Origin of the sequence: Nocardioides sp. (assembly GCF_016462705.1) — a bacterium.
Taxonomy (GTDB): Bacteria; Actinomycetota; Actinomycetes; order Propionibacteriales; family Nocardioidaceae; genus Nocardioides.
On record NZ_JAEMSS010000067.1, the window covers coordinates 1 to 21523 of the forward strand.

The 21523-nt window shown below is 73.2% G+C and carries 18 protein-coding genes; 9 read left to right on the forward strand and 9 right to left on the reverse strand.

Features of this window, described 5'->3' with window-relative positions:
- On the forward strand, window positions 1-2704 hold a 2704-nt coding region (locus JHD21_RS10415; protein ID WP_292674460.1), incomplete at its 5' end, for a LuxR family transcriptional regulator.
- A 277-nt stretch (window positions 2705-2981) separates the two neighbouring features.
- Here JHD21_RS10415 and JHD21_RS10420 read toward each other — a convergent pair.
- Window positions 2982-3653, reverse strand: coding sequence for a GTP pyrophosphokinase family protein (locus JHD21_RS10420; RefSeq protein ID WP_292674462.1), 672 nt, complete (start codon window positions 3651-3653; stop codon window positions 2982-2984).
- Between the two features lie 85 nt (window positions 3654-3738).
- Here JHD21_RS10420 and JHD21_RS10425 point away from each other — a divergent pair, with 85 nt between their 5' ends.
- Entirely contained in the window at window positions 3739-4368 is a 630-nt protein-coding gene (locus tag JHD21_RS10425) for an NAD(P)-binding domain-containing protein (protein WP_292674465.1), read from the forward strand.
- A 1-nt stretch (window position 4369) separates the two neighbouring features.
- Here the strand turns inward: JHD21_RS10425 and JHD21_RS10430 are convergent, their stop codons facing one another.
- The 4 genes from JHD21_RS10430 to JHD21_RS10445 form a co-directional block, all read right to left on the reverse strand.
- Window positions 4370-5452 (reverse strand): iron-containing alcohol dehydrogenase, encoded by a 1083-nt coding sequence (locus JHD21_RS10430; protein WP_292674467.1) that lies wholly within the window; start codon window positions 5450-5452, stop codon window positions 4370-4372.
- Between the two features lie 12 nt (window positions 5453-5464).
- Window positions 5465-6451, reverse strand: a complete 987-nt coding sequence (locus JHD21_RS10435) for a transketolase C-terminal domain-containing protein (protein WP_292674469.1) — start codon at window positions 6449-6451, stop codon at window positions 5465-5467.
- Window positions 6448-7290 carry a transketolase gene (locus JHD21_RS10440; protein ID WP_292674473.1) on the reverse strand — a complete coding sequence of 281 codons (843 nt, stop codon included), beginning with the start codon at window positions 7288-7290 and terminating at the stop codon, window positions 6448-6450. The genes JHD21_RS10435 and JHD21_RS10440 overlap by 4 nt, the downstream gene beginning before the upstream one ends.
- 61 nt (window positions 7291-7351) lie before the next feature.
- Window positions 7352-8620, reverse strand: coding sequence for an amino acid permease (locus JHD21_RS10445; protein WP_292674506.1), 1269 nt, complete (start codon window positions 8618-8620; stop codon window positions 7352-7354).
- Between the two features lie 93 nt (window positions 8621-8713).
- Here JHD21_RS10445 and JHD21_RS10450 point away from each other — a divergent pair, with 93 nt between their 5' ends.
- Window positions 8714-9706 (forward strand): helix-turn-helix domain-containing protein, encoded by a 993-nt coding sequence (locus JHD21_RS10450; RefSeq protein ID WP_292674476.1) that lies wholly within the window; start codon window positions 8714-8716, stop codon window positions 9704-9706.
- Here the strand turns inward: JHD21_RS10450 and JHD21_RS10455 are convergent.
- Together JHD21_RS10455 and JHD21_RS10460 are read right to left on the reverse strand one after the other, a co-directional pair.
- A complete protein-coding gene (locus JHD21_RS10455; protein ID WP_292674478.1) occupies window positions 9703-11520 on the reverse strand; it encodes a helix-turn-helix domain-containing protein in 1818 nt (605 codons plus the stop codon). The genes JHD21_RS10450 and JHD21_RS10455 overlap by 4 nt on opposite strands.
- 18 nt (window positions 11521-11538) lie before the next feature.
- Entirely contained in the window at window positions 11539-13341 is a 1803-nt protein-coding gene (locus tag JHD21_RS10460) for a helix-turn-helix domain-containing protein (RefSeq protein WP_292674480.1), read from the reverse strand.
- Window positions 13342-13624: 283 nt separating this feature from the next.
- Between JHD21_RS10460 and JHD21_RS10465 the strand changes: the two genes are divergently transcribed.
- The 4 genes from JHD21_RS10465 to fabG are packed head-to-tail and all read left to right on the forward strand — an operon-like array spanning window position 13625 to window position 18202.
- Complete coding sequence (locus JHD21_RS10465; RefSeq protein WP_292674482.1) at window positions 13625-15265, forward strand: NAD(P)/FAD-dependent oxidoreductase; 1641 nt, start codon at window positions 13625-13627, stop codon at window positions 15263-15265.
- Window positions 15262-16461, forward strand: coding sequence for an acyl-CoA dehydrogenase family protein (locus tag JHD21_RS10470; RefSeq protein ID WP_292674486.1), 1200 nt, complete (start codon window positions 15262-15264; stop codon window positions 16459-16461). The genes JHD21_RS10465 and JHD21_RS10470 overlap by 4 nt, the downstream gene beginning before the upstream one ends.
- Window positions 16458-17474 (forward strand): phosphotransferase family protein, encoded by a 1017-nt coding sequence (locus JHD21_RS10475; protein WP_292674489.1) that lies wholly within the window; start codon window positions 16458-16460, stop codon window positions 17472-17474. The genes JHD21_RS10470 and JHD21_RS10475 overlap by 4 nt, the downstream gene beginning before the upstream one ends.
- On the forward strand, window positions 17471-18202 hold the full coding sequence (fabG, locus tag JHD21_RS10480) for a 3-oxoacyl-ACP reductase FabG (protein WP_292674492.1): 732 nt from the start codon (window positions 17471-17473) through the stop codon (window positions 18200-18202). Before JHD21_RS10475 ends, fabG begins: the two co-directional genes overlap by 4 nt.
- Window positions 18203-18206: 4 nt before the next feature.
- Here fabG and JHD21_RS10485 read toward each other — a convergent pair whose 3' ends face one another.
- On the reverse strand, window positions 18207-18515 hold the full coding sequence (locus JHD21_RS10485) for an ankyrin repeat domain-containing protein (RefSeq protein WP_292674494.1): 309 nt from the start codon (window positions 18513-18515) through the stop codon (window positions 18207-18209).
- A gap of 56 nt (window positions 18516-18571) precedes the next feature.
- On the opposite strand from JHD21_RS10485, the gene JHD21_RS10490 reads away from it, so the two are divergent.
- A complete protein-coding gene (locus JHD21_RS10490) occupies window positions 18572-19246 on the forward strand; it encodes a GNAT family N-acetyltransferase (protein WP_292674497.1) in 675 nt (224 codons plus the stop codon).
- On the opposite strand, the gene JHD21_RS10495 is transcribed toward JHD21_RS10490, so the two are convergent.
- Complete coding sequence (locus JHD21_RS10495) at window positions 19243-20166, reverse strand: LysR family transcriptional regulator (RefSeq protein WP_292674501.1); 924 nt, start codon at window positions 20164-20166, stop codon at window positions 19243-19245. The two genes, JHD21_RS10490 and JHD21_RS10495, sit on opposite strands and share 4 nt — an antisense overlap.
- Window positions 20167-20395: 229 nt before the next feature.
- On the opposite strand from JHD21_RS10495, the gene JHD21_RS10500 reads away from it, so the two are divergent.
- The coding region (locus JHD21_RS10500) for an SfnB family sulfur acquisition oxidoreductase (protein ID WP_292674503.1) at window positions 20396-21523 on the forward strand (1128 nt) is incomplete at its 3' end.

Genomic DNA, 21523 nt, shown 5'->3' on the forward strand with positions numbered 1-21523 from the left:
GCGGGAGCAAGGACTGCTGCGCGACGTGGTCGTGGCGGCCGTGGCCGGTCGCGGCCGCGCGCTGCTGCTGCGCGGCCAGCCCGGGGTCGGCAAGTCGGCTCTCCTCGACGACGCCGTCGTCGGCGCGGATGCGCTCACGGTGCTCCGGACCCGAGGAGTCGAGTCCGAGGCGCCGCTGCCGTTCGCCGCGCTCCACCGGCTGCTACGGCCCGTCCTGCCTCACCTCGACCGGCTCCCGGGCCCCCAGGAGCTGGCACTGCGCGGAGCATTCGGTGAGACCGCCGAAGGAGTGGTCGACCGGTACCTGGTCTTCCTCGCGACCCTCAACCTGCTGTCCGAGGCCGGCGGCGAGCGTCCACTCCTCGTCGTGGTCGACGACGCCCACTGGCTCGACGACGCCTCAGCGGCGGCGTTGCTCTTCGCTGCTAGGCGACTCGACGGCGAGGCGGTCTCGGTGCTGTTCGCCGTACGCGACGACGCCGGCCCCCTCGAGCTGCACGACCTCGACGTCCTCGACGTGACCGGGTTGGGCCCTGTAGCCGCCGAGGAGCTCATCCAGGACCAGGTCCACGTCCACTTGTCCGCACAGGTGCGCGCACAGCTCCTGGAGATCACCCGCGGCAACCCGCTCGGGCTCCTCGAGCTGGCCGGTGCGCTCACGCCCGGGCAGCTGGACGGCACCGAGGTGCTCCCGGCCCGGATGCCTCTCACCGAGGGTGTCGAGAGGGCCTTCCTCGACCGCTACCGGCGGCTGGCCCCGTCGGCCCAGACGGTCCTGCTCGTCGCGGCCGCCGACGACTCCGGGCGCACGCAGACAGTCCTGCGTGCCGCCCGCGCGCTCGGTGCCGACGACGAGGCACTCGACGCTGCCGAGCAGTCCGGTCTTCTCCAGGACGCGGACGGCGTCCTCACGCTGCGACACCCGCTCGTCCGGTCGGCGATCTACGGCGCCGCCACCAGCCCGCGCCGGCGGCAGGCGCACCGCGCGCTCGCGGACGTCCTGGCCGGGACGCCGCACGAGGACCGGCGCGCCTGGCACCTCGCCGCCGCCGTGGACGGACCGGACGAGGACGTGGTGAGCGCGCTCGACGGGGCGGCCGGACGAGCGCGCCGCCGCGGGGGCCACGAGGCCGCGGCCGCCGCCTGGAGCCGCGCCGCAGAGCTCACCCCGGACCCCGAGGACCGGGCGACGCGGCTCTTCCACGCTGCCGGCTCGGCACTCGCCGCCGGGCGCCTGCTCGACACCGACCGCCTCGTCCGGGCGGCACTGGTCGACGCCCAAGATCCACTGCTGCGCGTCGACCTGCTGCAGCTCCAGGGACAGGTGGAGTGGAACGGGCGCTCCCTGGACGAGGGTTACCGGATCGTGTGCCAGGCGGCCGCCGCGGCCGCTCCCCACGACGTCGCGCGGGCGCGGGTCCTGGCCATGCTGGCCGCGGCCCTCGCCTCGTTCGGTGCGCGGGCGCCGGACACTCCGGAGCCGGCATCGCTGGTGCCGGTGGTCGGCCCGGGCGAACCCCCGCACCAGGTCGTGGCCGGCCTGCTGCTCGAGGGCTTCACCGCGGTCCGTGCGGGCGACTGGCCGGCCGCCGCCGCGGCCCTGCGCCAGGCGTGGGCCACGCCGATGAGCGCCGACGCCCCCGCCCCGATCAGGCACAACCTCGCCATCGCGACCATGCACCTGGGCGACGACGAGCGGGCCATCGAGCTGCACGACCTCCAGCTCCAGCACGCGCGCGACACCGGTGCGGTCAACATGATCGAGCACGCCCTCACCCGCGGGGTGGTCTTCCGCCTGGCCACGGGCGATTGGGCGGAGGCCGCCTCGATGGCCCAGGAGGCATTGGTGCTCGACCGCAACCTGGGTCTGGGCGAGCTCGAGGCACTGCCGCTCGCCGAGCTGGCCGTGGTCGCCGCGCTGCGCGGTGACCCGGGCGCGCCCGCCGCCTACCAGGAGCTCCAGGACGAGCTGGCGAAGCACCCGCCGCACGGAGCGGTCACCGGGCTCGTCGCCGGACTCACGCACTGGGCCGCCGCTCGTCAGTCCGACGTCGCCCCACCGGACGCGCTTCGCCACCTGGAGCGGATCGACCTGCCGGTGGTCAGGTGGATCTCCGCTCTCGACCGGGTCGAGACCGCAGCCCGGGCGGAGCGGCACGACCTGGCGCGCACCTGGCTCGAGGAGCTGCGCACCTTCGCCGACGGGACCGGCATGGCCTGGGCCTGGGCGGCGGTCCATCACTGCGCGGCGGTGCTGGGCGGGCCGGACGTCGAGAAGGACCTCCGGCGCGCCCTCGAGTGGCATGCCCGCTCGCCGCGGCTCCCGGCGCGGGCGCGCACCCAGCTCGCACTGGGTGAGCACCTGCGCCGGAACCGGCGCCGCGTCGACGCCCGCGCACTGCTGCGCGAGGCGCTCGCGACGTTCGAGGCGCTCGGTGCGCCGTGCTGGGCCGAGCGCGCGCGCCAGGAGCTGCGCGCGTCGGGGGAGACGGCTCGGCGCGGTGACCGGCTGGTCGCCACCGAGCTCACCGCCCAGGAGTCCCAGGTCTCGGACCTGGTGAGCAAGGGTCTGTCCAACAAGGAGGTGGCGGCGCGCCTGTTCATCAGCCCGAGGACCGTCGACTTCCACCTGCGCAACGTCTACTCCAAGCTGGGCATCACCTCTCGGACGGAGCTGGTCGCGCTCCGTTCGACGACGTCCTGAGGCACTCGCTCACGGCACCCCGAGCCCCGCGAGGTAGGTGTCGAGCAGCCGGCCCGCGATGGTGTCCCAGACACGACCCGGGCCGTGGGCGGCCACGCGGTGCAGCTGGCCAAGGCGGCCGGGCGCGCGTCGACCGAAGAGAGCTGACCATCGACGTCGCGCAGCGGGTGCCGCTCGGCGATCTCGCCAGCGTCCACGCCGCTGCGGCCGCCGGGGAGCTCCGCGGCAAGGTGGTCGTGCTCGCGCAGTCCTGAGCGACGCTGATGGGGCGCTGCCGCTATCCGCGCAGCTCGCGGTGCAGCCGCTCCATCCGCTCGTCGAGGGCGGCGGCGGTGGCGGCCGCCTCGCCGAGCTCGGCGACGAGCTCGGACGGCACCTGCCCGTCGTACTTGTAGTAGATCTTGTGCTCGAGGCTCGCCCAGAAGTCCATGGCGATGGTGCGGAACTGCACCTCGACCGGGATGTCGACGGCGCCGTCGGAGAGGAAGACGGGCACCTCGACGATCGCGTGCAGGCTCTTGTAGCCGTTGGCCTTCGGGGTCGCGATGTAGTCCTTCACGGTGCGGACGGTGACGTCGTCCTGCTCGGTCAGCAGGTCGAAGAGCCGGTAGGCGTCCTGGACGAAGCTGCACGTGACCCGGACGCCGGCGATGTCGGTGATGTTGTCGCGGATGACCTCGAGGTCCGCAGGCAGGCCGCGCCGGCTGACCTTGGCCATGATGCTGTCCACCGACTTCACCCGGCTGGTGACGTGCTCGATCGGGTTGTAGTCGTGCATGTGGGTGAACTCGTCGCGCAGGATCGACAGCTTGGTCTCGATCTCGCGCAGGCCGAACTCGTAGCCGAGCATGAACCGCTGCATCTGGCCGTGCACGCGGCGCAGGTCCTCCCGGGAGAGCGTCACCTGCCCCTGGGTCAGCGCGAGGACGTTGTCGGGGACGACGCTCATGGCCAGCGAACCTAGGCCCGGAAGATGTGAGCAGCCTGAGGAGCCGCCCGCGGAATAGCCGGGAGCCGGATGAGTTGTGCCTGGCATGACGACCATCGGCCTCATCGGCAGTGGCAACATCGGTACCGCGATCGCCCGGCAGGCGATCGCGCAGGGGCACGAGGTCGTGCTCAGCAACAGCCGAGGGCCGGAGACGCTCACCGACCTGGTCGCCGAGCTCGGTCCGCAGGCCCGGGCCGCGACCGCCGAGGACGCCGCCGCCGCGGGCGAGGTCGTCGTGGTGACCGTGCCGTTCAAGGCCTACACCGAGGTCCCGGTCGAGCCGCTCGCCGGCAAGGTCGTCATCGACACGAACAACTACTACTTCGAGCGCGACGGCCACTACGCCGAGATCGACAGCGGGGACAGCGCCCCCAGCGAGCTGCTGGCCGCGCACCTGCCGGAGTCCCGGGTGGTCAAGGCGTTCAACGCGATCCGGGCCGACCACATCGTCACTGCCGGCTCGCCCGCGGGTACGCCGGAGCGCCGCGCGCTCCCGATCGCCGGTGACGACGCGGAGGCCAAGGCCGTGGTGGCGGCGCTGGTCGACTCGTTCGGGTTCGACGTCGTGGACGCCGGCCCGCTGGTCGAGGGTCGCCGCTTCGACCGCGACAAGCCCGCCTACGGCGCCGAGCTCCCCGCCGACCAGCTGCGCGAGGCGCTGGCGGCCGGCTGACCTACGGCGCGCCCTCGACCTCGAGGATGGCCGCGACCAGGTCGCCCTCGGTGACCGGCCGCGCCAGGTTGGCCAGGTGCGGCGCGGTCATCGTGACCCGGGCGATGCCGCGGATCTCGTCGGCGGTCGGCGCGTCCATCCCGAGCCCGGGCAGCGTGACCGGAAGACCGACCTCGCGCAGGAACCCGCGCAGCTCGGCCACCTCGTCGTCGGGGGCGTACTCGGCCACCCGCTGCACCAGCGTCGCCCAGGCGACGTGCTGACCGTGGAGCGCGGACGAGGCGCCGCGGGCCTGCATCAGGCCGCGGGTGAGCGAGTGCGCCAGCGAGAGGCCGCCGTTCTCGAACCCCATGCCGCTCAGCAGCACGACCGCCTCGACCAGCGCCTCCAGGTCGGGGGTGACCTCGCCGCGCGCGCACGCCGACAGACCGGGGACGGCGTGTGCGCGCAGCGTGGCGTAGGCCGCGGCCGCGATCGCCGCGCCGATCCGGAGCGGCCGGGTTCCCAAGGTGGTGACGCCGGTCCCGGCCGCACACGCGGCGGCCTCGAACGTCTTCGAGACCGCGTCGCCGACGCCCGCGCGCAGGAAGTCCACCGGTGCCGCGGCGATCAGCGCGGTGTCGACGACCACGGCGTGCGGGTTCGCGCTGAGCTGGTCGACCGAGACCATCCGGTGCCCGGCGTCGTACATCGCCACGGCCTTGCTGGTCGGGCTGTCGTTCGACGCCACCGTCGGCACGGTCACGACCGGTACGCCGAGGCGCAGCGAGACCGCCTTCCCGGCGTCCAGCGCCTTCCCGCCGCCGAGGCCGATCACCAGGCCCGCGCCCACCTCGGCGACCGAGGCGGCGATCTCGTCGGCGGCCGCCGCGGTGATCTCACCGGGCAGGACCCGGATCTCCGGCCGCAGCCCGGCGCCCCGCAGCACGCCCTCGACCCGCTCACCGAGCAGGTCGCGGACGAACGGGTCGGTCACCACCACCGGCCGGGGACCGTACGCCGCCACCAGGCCGCCCAGCTGGTCGAGCGCACCCGGGCCCTGGACGTAGCGGAGCGGCCCGGCGAAGACGCGCAGCGCGCGCACGTCGGCCAAAGGTCAGACCCCGTCGACGATGGCGCGCAGCACGCGCGGCAGGTCGACGCCGTACTTCGCCTCCAGGTACTCCTGCGAGCCGCACTCGAAGAAGCCGTCCTCCAGTCCGACCCGGATCACCGGCCGCAGCACCCCGGCGTCGAACATCGCCTCGGTGACCAGGGTGGCGAGACCGCCGGTCTTCTTGTGGTTCTCGGCGACGACGAGCCGGTCGTGCGCACTGGCGAACTCCAGGACCGCCTCGGTGTCGAACGGCTTGATCGTCGGGACGTGCAGGATGCCCGCGTCGACGCCGCTGCCGGTCGCGGCCTGGGCGGCGTCCAGCGCGCGACCTGTCATGTACCCGGTGGAGATGACCCCGACCGAGCCGTCGCCCTGGCGCACCCGGGCGGCCCTGCCGGGGATGAACTCGTAGGAGTCCGGCAGCTCGACCGGCACGTGACCGCGGAGCAGCCGGACGTAGACCGTGCCCGGGATGTCGGCCACCGCGCGCACCACCTGGCGCAGCTCGGTCGCGTCGCACGGGTCGATGATCGTGAGGTCCGCGATGCCGCGCATCATGTTCAGGTCCTCGGTCGCCTGGTGCGTGGCGCCGTAGCCGTTCATCAACCCGGGCATGCCGGCGAAGATCTTCACGTTGGCCATCGAGTGGGCGCAGGCGATCGCGACGAAGTCGTAGGCCCGCCGGGTGACGAAGACCGAGTACGTCGTGCAGTAGGCGATCTTGCCGACCTTGGCCAGGCCGGCGGACGTCGCGATCAGGTTCTGCTCGGCCATCCCGACGTTCCAGAACCGGTCCGGGTGCTCGTCGCGGAACGGCAGGATGTCGCTGTAGCGACCCATGTCCGCGGTCAGCGCCACGATCTCCGGACGCTCCCGGCCGAGCGCGGCGAGCTCGGTGCCGAACGGCGCCAGCACCGTCTCCTTGTCGGCGACCTCGATGAGCTCGCCCATCCCTCGGGTCTGCCCGAACACCGGCGTGCTGGTCATCGGTTGGCCTCCAGCTCGTCCATGAAGCCGGCCCACTCGTCGTCGGTGACCCGGATGAAGTGCGCTCGCGGCCGCGCGACGATCGACGGGATCCCGGAGCCGGGCGTCGTCCGCAGCACGATCGCCTTGGGCCGGCCGTCCCGCTCGCGCGAGGCCGCGAGCGCGTCGGTCAGCGCCTGCATGTCGTTGCCGTCGACCTCGCGGGTGTCCCAGCCGAAGGCGGTGAGCTTGTCGGCCACCGGCTCGATCGCCACCGTCACGGGGCCGTCGGCCTGGATGCCGTTGCAGTCGACCAGCGCCACCAGGTTGTCGACGCCGAACGTCGCGCCGCCCATCAGCGCCTCCCAGGTCGAGCCCTCGTCGAGCTCGCCGTCGGAGAACTCGCAGAACACCCGCGCGGGGGACCCGTCGAGCCGCAGCCCGAGCGCCATCCCGACCGCCTGGCCGAGGCACTGGCCGAGCGAGCCGCCCACGACCTCGATGCCGGGCGTGATGTCGAACGTGCTCATCGGCAGCCGGGACCCGTTGAGGCCGTACGTCGGCAGCTCGTCCTCGTCGAGGTAGCCGGCCGCTGCCAGGACGGCGTACATCGCGATCGAGTAGTGCCCGGTCGACAGCAGGAACCGGTCCCGGTCCGGCCAGTCCGGGTCGGCCGGGTCGTGCCGCAGCTCGTGGAAGTAGAGCGCGGCGAGCGTGTCGGCGATGCCGAGGCCCTGGGCGATGTAGCCCTCACCCTTGCCGCGGGTCATGGTCATCTGGAGCCGGCGCAGCTCGTGCGCCCGGTCCTTGAGGGCGGCGACGTCGGCCGTCCCGGGCGGAGAGGTCAGGGTGGCGGGCATGTACGCCAGCGTCACGGCCGAGGGTCCGGCGAGGCTGTCCTGATTTGCGACAGGTGCTGTGTCAGGCGCCGGTCGGACGCCGCTGCACCAGGTGTCGGGCCGTGACGCCTACGGCGATCACCGCCGGGACGAGCAGGTAGGGGCCAGCGGCGACGAGCAGGATCGCGACGACGGCGGTGGCGAGGACGGCGAGCCACCAGGACCGGCCGAGGCTGGGCAGCAGCCTGATGCCGGCGGCGAGGCCGACGACGTAGACCGGCACCTGCGACCCGGCGCACAGGGAGACGAGCTCCCTGGTGCCGATCGGGGTGACGGCGGCCGCGGCGAGGCTCGCGACCATGATGAGGACCGGCACGACGAGCGCGTCGGTGCGAGCCGACCGCGGAGCCCTCTCGCGGGTCGTGGACCGCGTCCCCGTGCCGAGCTCGGCGAGGCTCCCGACCCAGGCGAGGGTGGTGCCGACGGCGATCACGACGGCGATGAGTGCCGCGACGGCGGCTCCCGCCGGACCGACGGCGACCCGCAGCATCGCGGCGACCGGCGCCTCACTACCGCCGGCGGTGGGTCCGAGGACGAGGATCTCCGGGATCGCGACGGCGGCATACAGCACGGCGACGATCACCAGGGTCGCCGTGGTCACCCGCGGCAGGCTCCGTCGTGGGTCGCGGAGCACGCCGGTGAAGTTCGTGACGGCCTCCCACCCGGTGAGCACCCAGGTGAGCACGAGCGCGGAGGCGGCGACGGCGACGTATCCCCCCGGAGCGAACGGGGTGAGGTGCTCCGCTCGGGAGTGCGGGAGCGCCACGACGGCCGTGACGACGACCAGGAGGACGAGGAGGACGGTCAACGCCAGGGTCAGCACCCCGCTGCCCGCGCGGTGCCGGACGCTCGCCACCACCGCGACCGCGCAGATCCCCGCGGCCACGACGACTGCGGTCGGCTCGCCACCGCCGGTGGCCGCCGCCACGTACTCCCCGCCGATCAGACCCAGGGCCGGGATCCCGACGGGTACGCCGTACCGGAACCAGGCAGACACGAGCCGGCCGGTCAGCGGCCCGAAGGCCGCGGCGGCGTACCCGGCGACGCCCTGCGCGCCCGGTGCGGCGCGGCTCAGTCCGGCGAAGGTGAACGCGATGGGCGCGGAGAGCGCCAGCAGCAGACCCAGGGCGACGAGGGAGGCCGGGCCGGCCTCAGCAGCGGCCAGGGCGGGCAGCGTGAGGATGCCCGGGCCGACGATCGCGGCCACGAACAGGGCCGTGCCGCGCACGGCACCCACGCCGCCGGCGGTGCCCGCGTCGGCGTCCACGCCGGCGTTCTCGGTCTCGGTCATCACGGTCACGGTTCAAGCCTGCGAGGTGAGCCGTGGGCGCGACAGTGGCCAGATAGCCATTGAGCATCAGGATCGAGACACTACGCTGCAGCCGTGGACCCGCACCGCGTCGCGGTCCCCGTGCTGGACGGGATGCCGCTGTTCGAGATCGCCGTCGTCGGCGAGGTCTTCGGGATGCCGCGACCCGATCTGCTCGACCGCCCCTACGTCGTGCAGGTGTGCACCCTCGGGACGGGCCCGGTGCGCACCCAGGGCGCCGAGCTCACCATCGCGGCCGGCGGCGGGCTCGACGAGGTCCGGCACGCGGAGACCGTGGTGGTACCGGCGCTCTCCTCGCCCGCCGCCGAGGTGCTGGCGGAGCTGGTCAACGCCCTGCGGGAGGCCGCTGACAACGGCGCCCGCATCGCGGCCGTCTGCACCGGGGCGTTCGTGCTGGCCGCCGCGGGCCTGCTCGACGGCCGTCGTGCGACCACGCACTGGATGCACGCGGGCGCCTTGGCGGACCGCTTCCCTGCGGTCCACGTCGACCCGGGAGTGCTCTACGTCGTGGACGGGTCCGTCGCCACCTCGGCGGGCACCGCGGCCGGCCTCGACCTCTGCCTCGAGCTCGTCCGTCACGACCACGGGACAGCGGTGGCGGCGGAGGTCGCCCGCCGGCTCGTCGTCCCTCCGCACCGTCAAGGAGGCCAGGCGCAGTACGTCTCCACGCCGCTGCCTGACGTGTCGGGCTCGGCTCTCTCGCCGCTCCTGGACTGGGCCAGGGAACGGCTCGACCAGGCGCTGACCCTCGGGCTGCTCGCGCGGGAGGCCGGCGTCACCACCCGTACGCTGACCCGCCGGTTCACCGCAGAGCTGGGGCTGCCGCCACTGCAGTGGCTCACGTCGGAACGGGTCCGCCGGGCCCAGGAGCTGCTCGAGAGCACCGACCTCTCCGTCGAGGCCGTCGCCCAGCAGTGCGGGCTGGGCACGGCGGCCAACCTGCGTATCCACTTCGTCCGCCACGCGGGCGTGACCCCCAGCGCCTACCGGGCCGCCTTCTCCGTCGCTCGCCCGGGGCGCTCCTCGGAGCTCCCGAGAAGCCTCTAGAAGTACTGCGTGTCCGGGTCGAGCCGGTAGGCCTGGAGCTTGCGGTAGAGGGTCGAGCGGGAGATGCCGATCGACTGGGCCGCGGCGACCTTGTTGCCGTGGTGCTGCTTGAGGGCGTTGAGGATCGCGCCGAGCTCGAGCTCCTCGATGGCCGACAGGTCGCGCTTGCGGGAGTTGCCCTGGAGCTCGACCGGGAGCGCGTCGGGGGTGATCTCGGGCCCGATGCAGGTGGACATGACGCCGCGGATGGTGGCGTCGAGCTGGCGCAGGTTGCCTGGCCACGGCGCCCGCATCAGGAGGCGCAGTGCGGACGACGAGAAGTGCAGGGGGCGGTCGCCGCGGTGCTTCTCCAGCATCGCCGCGGCGGTGGGGCCGATGTCCTCGTGCCGGTCGCGCAGCGGCGGGACGGTCACCCGGCCGACGCCGATCGTGTCGACGAGCCGGCGCAGGGAGTGGCTCGTCTCGCCGCCGCCGGACGTCATCGTCGCCACGATCCGGGGCAGCGGCTCGGCGTCGCCGTCGCCCTCCTCGAGCAGGCTGGCGGTCGCGGCGGCCGCCTCGGGGGAGAGCTGCTCGAGGTGGCGTAGCAGGACCGCCTCCGGTGCCGCCTCCAGCGCCCGGCGCAGCTCGGTGACGAACTGGGCCGCCCCCTCGGACCAGCCGGCGGCGGCGTCGAGCACGACGACCTTGTCCTCGGGCACCGGTGCGGCGGCCAGGACAGCCTTGGCGAGCGCGAACTTGCCCACGCCCGACTCGCCTTCGATCAGCATCGGGACGCCCTTGGCGGCGAGCCGGGTGGCGTGCGCGATCGCGGTCACCAGGGCCGGGCTCTGGCCCGGTAGCGAGACCGTCGGCCGGGGCAGCGGGCCGGCGTCGGGTCCGTGCGTCGGCTCGCGCTCGGGACGGGCCACCTCGAACTCGACCAGCGCGCCGATGACCGACCCGTCGCGCTCGACCGGCTGGCAGTGGGTGATCCGGAACCGGCCGCCGGTCGCGAGGCCGAACCGCGCGGCGTCGGCGCGCGAGCCGAGCGCCACCCCCCGCACGTACTCCCACAGCAGCGCCCGGTCGATGCCCTCGAGGAGGTCGGTGACCTTGGGGCCGGCGATGAAGATGTCCTGGCCGACCGCGGCGATCGGGGCCCGGCGCGAGCCGATCGCGACCAGGTAGGCGTCGAGCAGCTGCCGCTCGGACGTCGTCGCCTGGGCGAGCAGCCGGCTCTCGACCTCCTGCGCGGTACTGGTCATCAGGGGCGTGAGCAGCGGGTTGCCCGACGTCGCCCGGCACGACAGCGTCACCACCGCCTCGAGCCGCCGGGTGATCGGGTGGTGCACGGGGACGCCGACGCAGGTGAACGGCCGCAGCGCCTCGGCCAGGTGCTCCGGCCCGCTGACCTGGATCGAGCTGCCCGCCTCGATGACGCTGCCGCACCCGTTGGTGCCGATCGACTCCTCGCTGTTGTCGAAGCCGGAGTTGGCGTTGATCCGGTCGAACATCGGCACGACCGACCGGTCCGGCATCCAGCGGTGCACGAGCGTCGCCTCGTGGTCGGCGAGCAGTACGCCGGCCTCCAGGCCGGCCAGCTGCTCGGCCAGGCGCGACAGGACCGGGTCCGCGGCCAGCCGTAGCGCGGCCCGGGCGTGGTGCTCGCCCTTGAAGGTCAGCGTCGGGTTGGCGAGCTGGGCACCGCTCTGGAGCGACCGCTTCCACGACTGCAGGACCTGCGGTCGTACCTGCTTCTCCAGGTGGCGCGGGATGACGCCGTCGGCGAGCAGGTGCTCGCGGGCCGCGTCGACCAGTCTGAGCTCACCCATGACGGACCTCCGGCACCACTAGAAGTACTGCTTGTCGGGGTCGAGGCGGTAGGCCTGCAGCTTGCGGTAGAGCGTCGACCGGGAGATCCCGATCGACTGCGCGGCCGCCACCTTGTTGCCGTTGTGCTGCTTGAGCGCGGTGAGAATCGCGCCGAGCTCGAGCTCCTCCATCGCGGACAGGTCGCGCTTGCGGGAGTTGCCCTGGAGCTCGAGGGGGAGGGCGTCGGGCCGGATCTCGGGGCCGATCGACGTGGACAGCAAGCCTCGGATCGTGGCGTCCATCTGGCGCAGGTTGCCGGGCCACGGGGCTCTCATGAGGCAGCGCAGGGTCGCCGAGGCGAAGTGCACCGAGCGGCCGGCGCGGTGCTTTTCGAGCAGGGCCACCGCCGTCGGGGCGATGTCCTCGTGCCGGTCCCGCAGCGGGGGCACCGTGACCCGGCCGACGCCGACGGTGTCGACCAGCCGCCGCAGGCTCGGGGGGTGCGGGACGTCGGTCGTCATCGTGGCGACGATCCGCGGCGGGGACGCCAGCTCCTCGAGGCCCTCCAGCAGCGACGACGTCGCCGCGGCGGCCTCGGGGGACAGGGCCTCGAGGTGCCGCAGCAGGACGGCGTCGGGCTCGAGCTCGAGCTCGCGGCGGAGCACCGAGACGAACTGCGAGGAGTCCTCGGCCCAGCCCGCTGCCGCGTCGACGACCGCGATCTTGTCGGGCTGGACCTGGGCAGTGGCCAGCACGGCGCGGGCCAGGGCGTACTTGCCCACCCCGGACTCGCCCTCGATCAGCATCGGGACGCCCTTGGCGGCCAGCCGGGTGGCGTGCGCGATGGCGTTGACCAGGGCCGGGCTCTTGCCGGGCAGGGACACGGTCGGCTTGGGCAGGGTCGTCGGCCGCGGCTCCTCGCGCACCGGCCGGTCGATCTCGAGCTCGACCAGCGCGCCGATGATGCGGCCGTCGCGCTCGATGGGCTTGCACCTGGCGATCCGGAACCGCTCGGAGCCGAACCCCGAGGCGGCGGCCGTCGTGCTGGAGCCGAGCGCCACCCCCCGCACGTACTCCCACAGGGCCGCGCGGTCCACCCCCTCGAGCAGATCGGTGACCTTGGGGCCGGCGATGAAGATGTCCTGGCCGACCGCGGCCACCGGCGCCCGGCGCGAGCCGATCGCGACGAGGTACTCGTCGAGCAGCTGGCGCTCGGACGTCGTGGCCTGCGCGAGCAGCCGGCTCTCGACCTCCTGGGCGGTGCTGGTCATCAGCGGGGTGAGCAGCGGGTTGCCGGAGGTGGCCCGGCAGTTCATCGTGATGACGCCCTCGAGGCGCCGGGTGATCGGGTGGTGCACCGGGACGCCGACGCAGGTGAACGGCTGGAGGGCCTCGGCGAGGTGCTCGGGCCCGGAGATCTGGATCGCCTGGCCGGACTCGATGACGCTGCCGACCCCGTTGGTGCCGATGGTCTCCTCGCTGATGCAGAAGCCGACGTCGGAGTTGATCCGGTCCATCAGCGGCAGGATCCCCACGTCGGAGACCCACCGCTGCACGACGACCGCCTCGTGGTCGCACAGCAGGACACCGGCGTCCAGCCCGGAGAGCTCGCCGGCCAGCCGGGACAGCACCGGGTCGGCGGCCAGCCGGAGCGCGGCCCGGGCGTGGTGCTCGCCGCGGTAGGTCAGCGAGGGCTGGGCGAGCTCGGCTCCGGACAGCAGCGACCGCTTCCAGGACCGGAGCACGTCCGGTCGCACCGAGGCGGCCAGCCGCTCGGGGACGGTGCCATCGGCGAGCAGGTGCTCGCGCGCAGCGTCGATGCGGCGCAGCGGTGACGTCACAAGAACCTCCGGATCTCCCCCCAGATCGACCAACAGGTCCCCGGTCCTGTGAGGTCGGTTACACCATAGGACCTCTGTGACAGCGCTGTAACTGTGCCAATTTGGGACACCGCGTCACCCGGGTGGAACAGACCCGCCGTCCCGGGCCCACCTCGACGATGTGTCACGTCCTCGTCGCACGCTCGTCCCGAAATGGGACAACCCGCGACGTGCGCCGCTCCCCACGATGGGCCTGCCCGGCAGGTCCCCCTGACCTGGGGCACGACGAGAAGGGACATGCGCGATGAGCGACCAGGTCAAGGCGGAGGGCGAGGCCACGGAGGTCGACGCCATCGTCATCGGCTCGGGGTTCGCCGGGCTCTACAGCATCCACAAGCTGCGGAACGTCGACGGGCTGAGCGTCCAGGCCTTCGAGAACGCCGGCGACGTGGGTGGCACCTGGTACTGGAACCAGTACCCGGGCGCCCGCTCCGACACCGAGGTCAACGCCTACTGCTACTCCTTCGACAAGGAGCTCTTCCACGAGTGGAAGTGGTCGGAGCGCTACCCGCGGCAGGAGGAGATCTGGTCCTACCTCAAGCACGTCGCAGACCGCTACGACCTGCGCAGGAGCATCCAGTTCGACACCCAGGTCGAGAGCGCCACCTGGGACGACGAGACCGACCGCTGGACGGTGACGACCGACGACGGCCGGTCGTGGCGGGCGCAGTTCCTGATCGAGGCCGTCGGACTCCTGTCGGCCACCAAGGTCCCGACGTTCGCCGGCCAGGACCGCTTCCGGGGCGACATCCACCACACGGCGCGCTGGCCGCACGAGGGGGTCGACCTCACCGACAAGCGGGTCGGCGTCATCGGCACCGGCTCCAGCGGCGTCCAGGTCATCAGCGAGCTCGGTGACAAGGTCGGGGAGCTGACCGTCTTCCAGCGCACCCCGCAGTGGGTCGTCCCGTCGAAGCACCGCCCGATCGAGCCCGGGCTGCTGGACCGGATCGAGAAGGACTACGAGGGCTACTGGCACGACGTCCTCTACTCCACGACCGCCTTCGGGTTCGAGGAGAGCGACGTCGCCGCCGAGGACGTGCCCTACGAGGAGCGGATCAAGCGCTTCGAGGAGCAGTACGAGCGGGGCGGCGGCTTCCAGTACATGTTCCAGGCGTTCAACGACGTCGCCGTGAGCCGGGTCGCCAACGCGGCCGCGACCGAGGTCATCGCCCGCAAGATCCGCGAGACCGTCAAGGACCCGGTGACCGCGAACCTGCTCATCCCGAGCGATCTCTACGCCAAGCGGCCGCTGTGCTGCGACAACTACTACGAGACCTACAACCGCGACAACGTCGAGCTCGTCGACGTCCAGCACAACCCGATCGTGGAGTTCACCGAGAAGGGGATCCGGACCGAGGACGGCACCGAGCACGAGCTCGACGTGGTCATCCTCGCCACCGGGTTCGACGCGGTCTCGGGCAACCAGCTCAAGATCCAGCACTCCGGCCGCGGCGGCGTCTCGCTGCACGACCACTGGAAGCACCGCCCGCGCACCCACCTCGGGCTGATGGCGCACGGCTTCCCCAACCTCTACATGATCTACGGCCCGATGGGCCCCTTCACCAACCAGCCGCCGCTGCACGAGGCGCAGGTCAACTGGGTGGCCGGCACCATCAAGCACGTCCGCGACCACGACCTCGGCTCGATCGAGCCGACCGCCGAGGCCGAGGAGGCCTGGATCGCCGAGAGCGACGAGGGTGCGGCCGGCACCTTGTTCGCGGTCACGAACTCGTGGATCAACGGCTCCAACATCCCGGGCAAGCCGATCATCAACATGTTCTACATGGGCGGCTCCGCGGCCTACATGGACAAGATGGAGGCCGAGGAGAAGTCCGAGTACCGGGAGAACTTCACGCTCGGGCACGCGCCCGTCCCCGCGTGACGTTCGACCTCGAGCACGGCGAGGAGGTCCGCGACACCGTGGCGCGGACCTCCTCGTTCGTCCGGGAGGTGGTGCTGCCGGTCGAGGATGCCGCGGGCGGCGACGTCGAGAAGGCCGGCGGCGACGGCGTACGCCGTGAGCTCCAGGCCGAGGCCCGCGCGCGCGGGCTGCTGAGCCCGCACGGGCCGGTCGAGCACGGCGGCCTCGGCCTCGGGATGGTCGACCGGGCGCCGGTGTTCGAGGCCGCCGGGTTCTCGCTGTTCGGCCCGCTCGCCGTCAACTGCGCCGCGCCCGACGAGGGCAACGTGCACCTGCTCGCGCACGTCGCCACCCCGGCCCAGCAGGAGGAGTTCCTGCGGCCGCTCGTGCAGGGCGAGGTGCGCTCGGCGTTCGCGATGACCGAGCCCGCGCCCGGCGCCGGGTCCGACCCCACCGCGCTGCTGACCGCGGCCCGCCGGGTCGCCGGCGGCTGGCGGGTCTCCGGGCACAAGTGGTTCATCACCGGAGCGGACGGGGCCGCGTTCTTCATCGTGATGGCCCGCACGGCGGGCAAGCCTGGCTCGGCGCACGGCGCCACGATGTTCCTGGTCCCGGCGGACACCACCGGTGTCACGGTCGGCCGGCACATCGGAACCCTCGACCGCTCGATGGTCGGCGGGCACTGCGAGGTCCGCTTCGACGACGTACTGGTGCCCGACGAGCACGTGCTCGGCGAGGTCGACCGCGGCTTCGCCAACGCCCAGGTGCGGCTCGGCCCGGCCCGGATGACCCACGTGATGCGCTGGCTCGGTGCCGCCCGACGCGGTCACGAGGTCGCCCTCCGGCACGTCGCCGAGCGCTCGGCGTTCGGCTCCCGGCTCGCCGGTCTCGGCATGATCCAGCAGCTGGTGGCCGACAGCGAGATCGACATCGCCGCCACCCGGGCGCTGCTGCTGAGGGCCTGCTGGGAGCTCGACCGGGGTGAGCGCGCCTCGGTCTCGACGTCCATCGCCAAGACGTACGCCGCCGAGGCCGTCGGCCGGATCGTCGATCGCGCCATGCAGATGTGCGGCGGCCTGGGGGTGAGCGAGGACCTACCCCTGGCCCGGCTGTCCCGCGAGGTCCGGCCCTTCCGCATCTACGACGGCGCGTCCGAGGTGCACCGCTGGTCGATCGCCCGCCGCGCCGTCCACGCCGCCACCGCGGCGGCGTCATGACCGACCTGACCCCGGCCGAGCTCGACCGCCTCACCCGCCTGCTGACGGGAGCGGGTGAGACCGTCGTCGGCCCGCTGACCGCGACGCTGCTCACCGGGGGCCGGTCCAACCTCACCTACCGGCTCGACGACGGGGTCTCCGCGTGGGCGCTGCGCCGACCGCCGCACGGCGGGGTGATCGAGTCGGCGCACGACGTGGTCCGCGAGTACCGCGTGGTCGACGCACTGCAGGGCACGCCGGTCCCGGTGGCCCGCACCGTCGTGTGCGACCCGGCCGGTGAGGCGCTCGGCGCCCCCTGCGCGGTCGTGGCGTTCGTCCCCGGTCTGACCGCCCGGTCGCGTGCCGACATCGACCGGTGGTCCGATGCCGAGGTCGCCCGCTGCGCCGACGGCCTGGTCGGCGCACTGGCCGCGCTGCACGCCGTCGACCCGTTGACGGTCGGCCTCGGCGACTACGGACGGCACGAGGGGTACGCCGCCCGGCAGGTCCGGCGCTGGTCCGGCCAGTGGACCTCGATGGACGCCGACGAACCGCGGGCGGACCGGCTGCTTGCCTGGCTGGCGGAGCGCGTGCCCGAGCAGTCCGGGCTGGCGGTGGTCCACGGCGACTACCGCGTCGACAACGTGCTGCTCGACCGCGACGACCCCGGGCACGTGTTGGCGATCGTGGACTGGGAGCTCTCGACGCTCGGCGACCCCGTGGCCGACCTGGCCACCATGTGCGCCTACCGGCACTCCGCCCTCGACCTCGTGCTCGGCATCCCCGCAGCCTGGACCAGTCCCCGGTTCCCGTCCGGCGACGACCTGAGGCACGCCTACGCCGAGCGCACCGGCCGGGACCTGCCGGCGTTCGACTTCTACCTCGCGCTGGCCTACTACAAGCTCGCGGTGATCGCGCAGGGCATCGCCTTCCGGCACGGTCTCGGCGTCACCGTCGGTGACGGCTACGAGAGCGTGGCGGCCAGCGTGCCTGTCCTGCTCGAGGCGGGGCTCGACGTGGCGGTGCCGGCATGAGCCTGCTCGACGGACGGACCGCGGTGGTCACCGGTGGCGCCCAGGGACTGGGCCGCGCGATCGCCGAGCGCTTCGTCGCCGAGGGCGCGCGGGTGGTGATCGGCGACGTCGACCCGGCCGCCGCCGAGGCCACGGCCCACGCGATCGGGCCGGCGGCGCTCGCGGTGCGCTGCGACGTGACGTCGGAGGACGACGTGGTGGCGCTGGTGGCCGCCGCCGACGCGTTCGGCGGCGTCGACGTGATGGTCAACAACGCCGGCGTCCTGCGGGACGCCACGATGCGCAGGATGTCGTTGGACGACTTCCAGCTCGTGCTGACCACCCACGTGCAGGGGACCTGGCTCGGGACCCGCGCGGCCGCGGCGGTGATGCGCGAGCGCGGCCGCGGCTCGATCGTCAACATGTCCTCGATCTCGGGCAAGGTCGGCAACCTCGGGCAGACCAACTACTCGGCCGCCAAGGCGGGCATCGTCGGGCTCACCAAGGCCGCCGCCAAGGAGGTCGCGCACGCCGGTGTGCGGGTCAACGCCATCCAGCCCGGCCTGATCCGCACCCCGATGACCGAGGCCATGCGTGAGGACATCTGGCAGCAGCGACTCACGGAGATCCCGATGGGCCGGTTCGGCGAACCGGAGGAGGTCGCGTCCGTGGCGACGTTCCTGGCGAGCGACCTCTCCTCCTACATGACCGGCTGCGTGCTGGAGGTGACGGGCGGCCGGCACATGTGACGGGTCAGGGCGGGGCGTCCTCCGCGCCCCGCCGGCGCAGCACGACCTCCAGCCCGGCCAGGCCGGTCTGGCGGGCCGCCTGCACCGGGGTCAGGCCGTCGAGGTCGGACCGCAGGGCCGGGTCGGCGCCGTGGTCGAGCAGGAGGCGGGCCACGTCCTCCTGACCGGCGAGGATGGCCGCGACCAGGGCGGTCGACTGGTACTCCGGGTGGGAGAAGTCCGGGTCGACCCCGGTGGCCAGGTGGTGCCGGACCAGCTCGACGTCGCCGGCACAGGCGGCGTGGAACATGTCCTTCCAGTCGCCGGCCGACATCGACACCCCTTCCCGGTCGCCCCTCCGGCGACGGTCGAGGGAGACTAGTGGCCCTCATGAGCGCCGTCACCATCCGCCCGTACGAGCCGCGAGACCGCCCCGCTCTCCTCGCGCTGTTCGCGGGAGCCGCGGAGGGCAGTCCGTCGGCGTCCCTGTGGGGACACACGCCGTCCGAGGCCGACATCTACCTCCTGCCGTACGCCGACTCCGCGGCCGCGACGCTGCTCCTGGCCGACGACGGCGGGAGGCTGGTGGGCTACCTGGCGGGCTGCGCGGACCCCAGCACGTTCCCCTCGGAGGAGGAGCGGCTCGCCGCGGCGGTCCGCCGGTACCGGCTGCTGCTTCGCCCGCGAGCGGTCGCCTTCTTCGCCCGGGCGACGTGGGACGTCCTGCGGGCCAGGCTGCGTCGGCAGCCCACCGCCCGCGACCTCGCCGATGCCCGGTGGCCGGCACACCTGCACCTCAACGTGCTCCCCGAGCACCGGGGGCAGGGGGTGGCCGCGGACCTGGTCAGGGCCTGGCTCGACCAGCTGCGGCGCGCCGGCTCACCCGGCTGCTACCTGCAGACGATCGCCGAGAACCCCCGGGCCCGGGCGTTCTTCGCCAAGATGGGCTTCGTCGAGCACGGCCCCGCCACCCCGCTCGTGCCCGGGTCACGCTGGCAGGGGCGTCCGACCCACCAGGTCACCATGGTGCAGAGCCTGATGGACCGACCGGCCGGGACCACCTAGACCGCCTGGACCGCACCCATCTCGTGCCTCGCGGCCTCGGCCCGCAGCGCGGCCACGAGCTCGCGCACGGGCAGGGGCTGCCGCAGCGCCGTGCGCTGACGCAGCTGCAAGGTCACCCGCGTGCCATCTCCGGCGACCCCGCGCATGGCCACCTGGCCGGACCGGTGCAGCGCTCCGCCGACCACCGCGTAGTCCGGCATCACCGTCACGCCGAGCCCTTCGGCCACCAGCGCCTTGGCCATCTCCGCGCCGTCGGTCGTGTGGGTCGCCTGCGGCACGTCCGACCCGAACAGCCGCCGGAGGTAGCGGTGCATGACATATCCACCCCGCATCATCACGAGCGGCTCACTGCGCAGCTCCTCGGTCGTCAGGACTTCGTCCCGGGCCGCCAGCGGGTGCTCGGCCGGGAGCACGACCACGGGGCGGCCCCGCAACAGGTCGACTCCCTCGAGGCCCGCCGGCAGCACGTCCCCGTCCAGGACGTTGACCAGGCTGAGGTCCAGCGAGCCCTCGACGAGGGCCGTGTCGATGCGGGCCCGGTGCAGGGTGACGACGTCGACCGGCGTCGACGGACGGCGCGCGCGGAACGCCCGCACGGCCGGCCCGAGCAGGGTGGCGGTGGCGGCGTGCACCGTGCCGACCCGGACCGCCCGGGTGTCACCGCGCTGGTGGGCGGCCGCGCTGCGAAGCCGGTCCAGGGCGTCGAGGACCTCGAGCGCATGAGGCAGCAGCTGGCGGCCGTCCTTGCTGATCCGGGTGCCCGACCGGTCCCGGTCGAGCAGCGTCAGGCGGAGCTCCCGCTCGAGCTTGCCGAGCGACTCGCGCAGGGCCGGTTGGGAGAGGTGCAGCTGCTCGCCGGCGCGACGCAGTGAGCCGTGCTGGTCCACAGCCACCAGGTGCTCCAGCTGTTCGATGCGCATCGCGGCTCCTGAGGAGTGGGTGGGCTGGCGGTCCGCAGCTGCGCGGTCCTGCCGTTCGCAGTGCACGGCGACGCAGCGCGCGGACTGGCCCGATTCGGCTAATAAGTCTAGTAACTTACATGGAAATGCCCTGAACGACACCCGGAGGAACCGCCTGATGCCCACCGCGACCACCATGGATCGCCAGACTCGACCCGCCTCCGTTCCCGTCCTCACGAGGGACCAGGCGGTGGCGAAGGCAGTGGAGCTGGCTGCCGGGTTCGCGACCGGCGCGGCTCGGCGCGACCGGGAGCGCATCCTGCCCACGGCCGAGGTCGAGCAGCTCTCCGCCGCGGGCCTGCTGGCGATCACCGTCCCGCGCGACCACGGCGGAGCGGGCCTGGGTGCCGGCGCCGTCGCCGAGGTGGTGCGGCTGGTCGCGACGGGCGACCCGAACATCGCCCAGATCCCGCACAGCCACTTCGTCTACGTCAACGCGTTGCTGGAGCAGGGCTCCGACGAGCAGAGGTCGTTCCTCCTGGGACAGGTCCTGTCCGGCAAGAGGTTCGGCAACGCCCAGTCGGAGATCCGCAGCAAGCACCTCCGGGACCACGCCACGACCCTGCGGCCGGCATCCGGCGGCGCGGGTCGGGATGTCCAGGAATGGATCCTCGACGGGGAGAAGGGCTACTGCACTGGGGCGCACTTCGCGCACTGGATCCCGGTCCTCGCCCATCTCGGCGACGGGGGGCCACTGCACGTCGCCTGGGTCGAGCGTGCGGCCGAGGGGGTCAGCGTCGTCGACGACTGGGACGGGCTCGGGCAGCGCACCACGGCGAGCGGCACGGTCCGGCTCGACGGCGTCCGGGTCTCCAGCGACCTGATCACCCCCTACCACCTGACCTTCGAGCGTCCCCAGGTGTACGGCGCCTTCGCCCAGCTCCTGCACGCCGCGATCGACGCGGGCATCGCCCGTGCGGCCGTCCGGGACGCGGCCACCTTCGTGACCACGTCGAGCCGTCCCTACCCGGACGCGATCACGCTGTACGGGGTCGAACGGGCCGCCGAGGACCCGCTCGTCGTCCACGCCTTCGGTGAGATCGAGCTGAAGGTGCGAGCGGCGGAGTCCCTCCTCGCCGAGGCAGGGCGAGCCGTGGAGCGCGCGGCGGCAGGGCTGACCGCGGCGACCGCGGCCGACGCCAGCCTCGCCGTCGCCGCTGCTCGCGCGGTCACGACCGAGGCGTCCCTCGAGGCCTCCAGCCGGCTGTACGAGGTCACTGGCACCCGCGCGGCGCGCGCCTCGGTCGGTCTGGACCGCCACTGGCGCAACGCCCGGACGCACACGTTGCACGACCCGGCGTCCTGGAAGGTCCAGCAC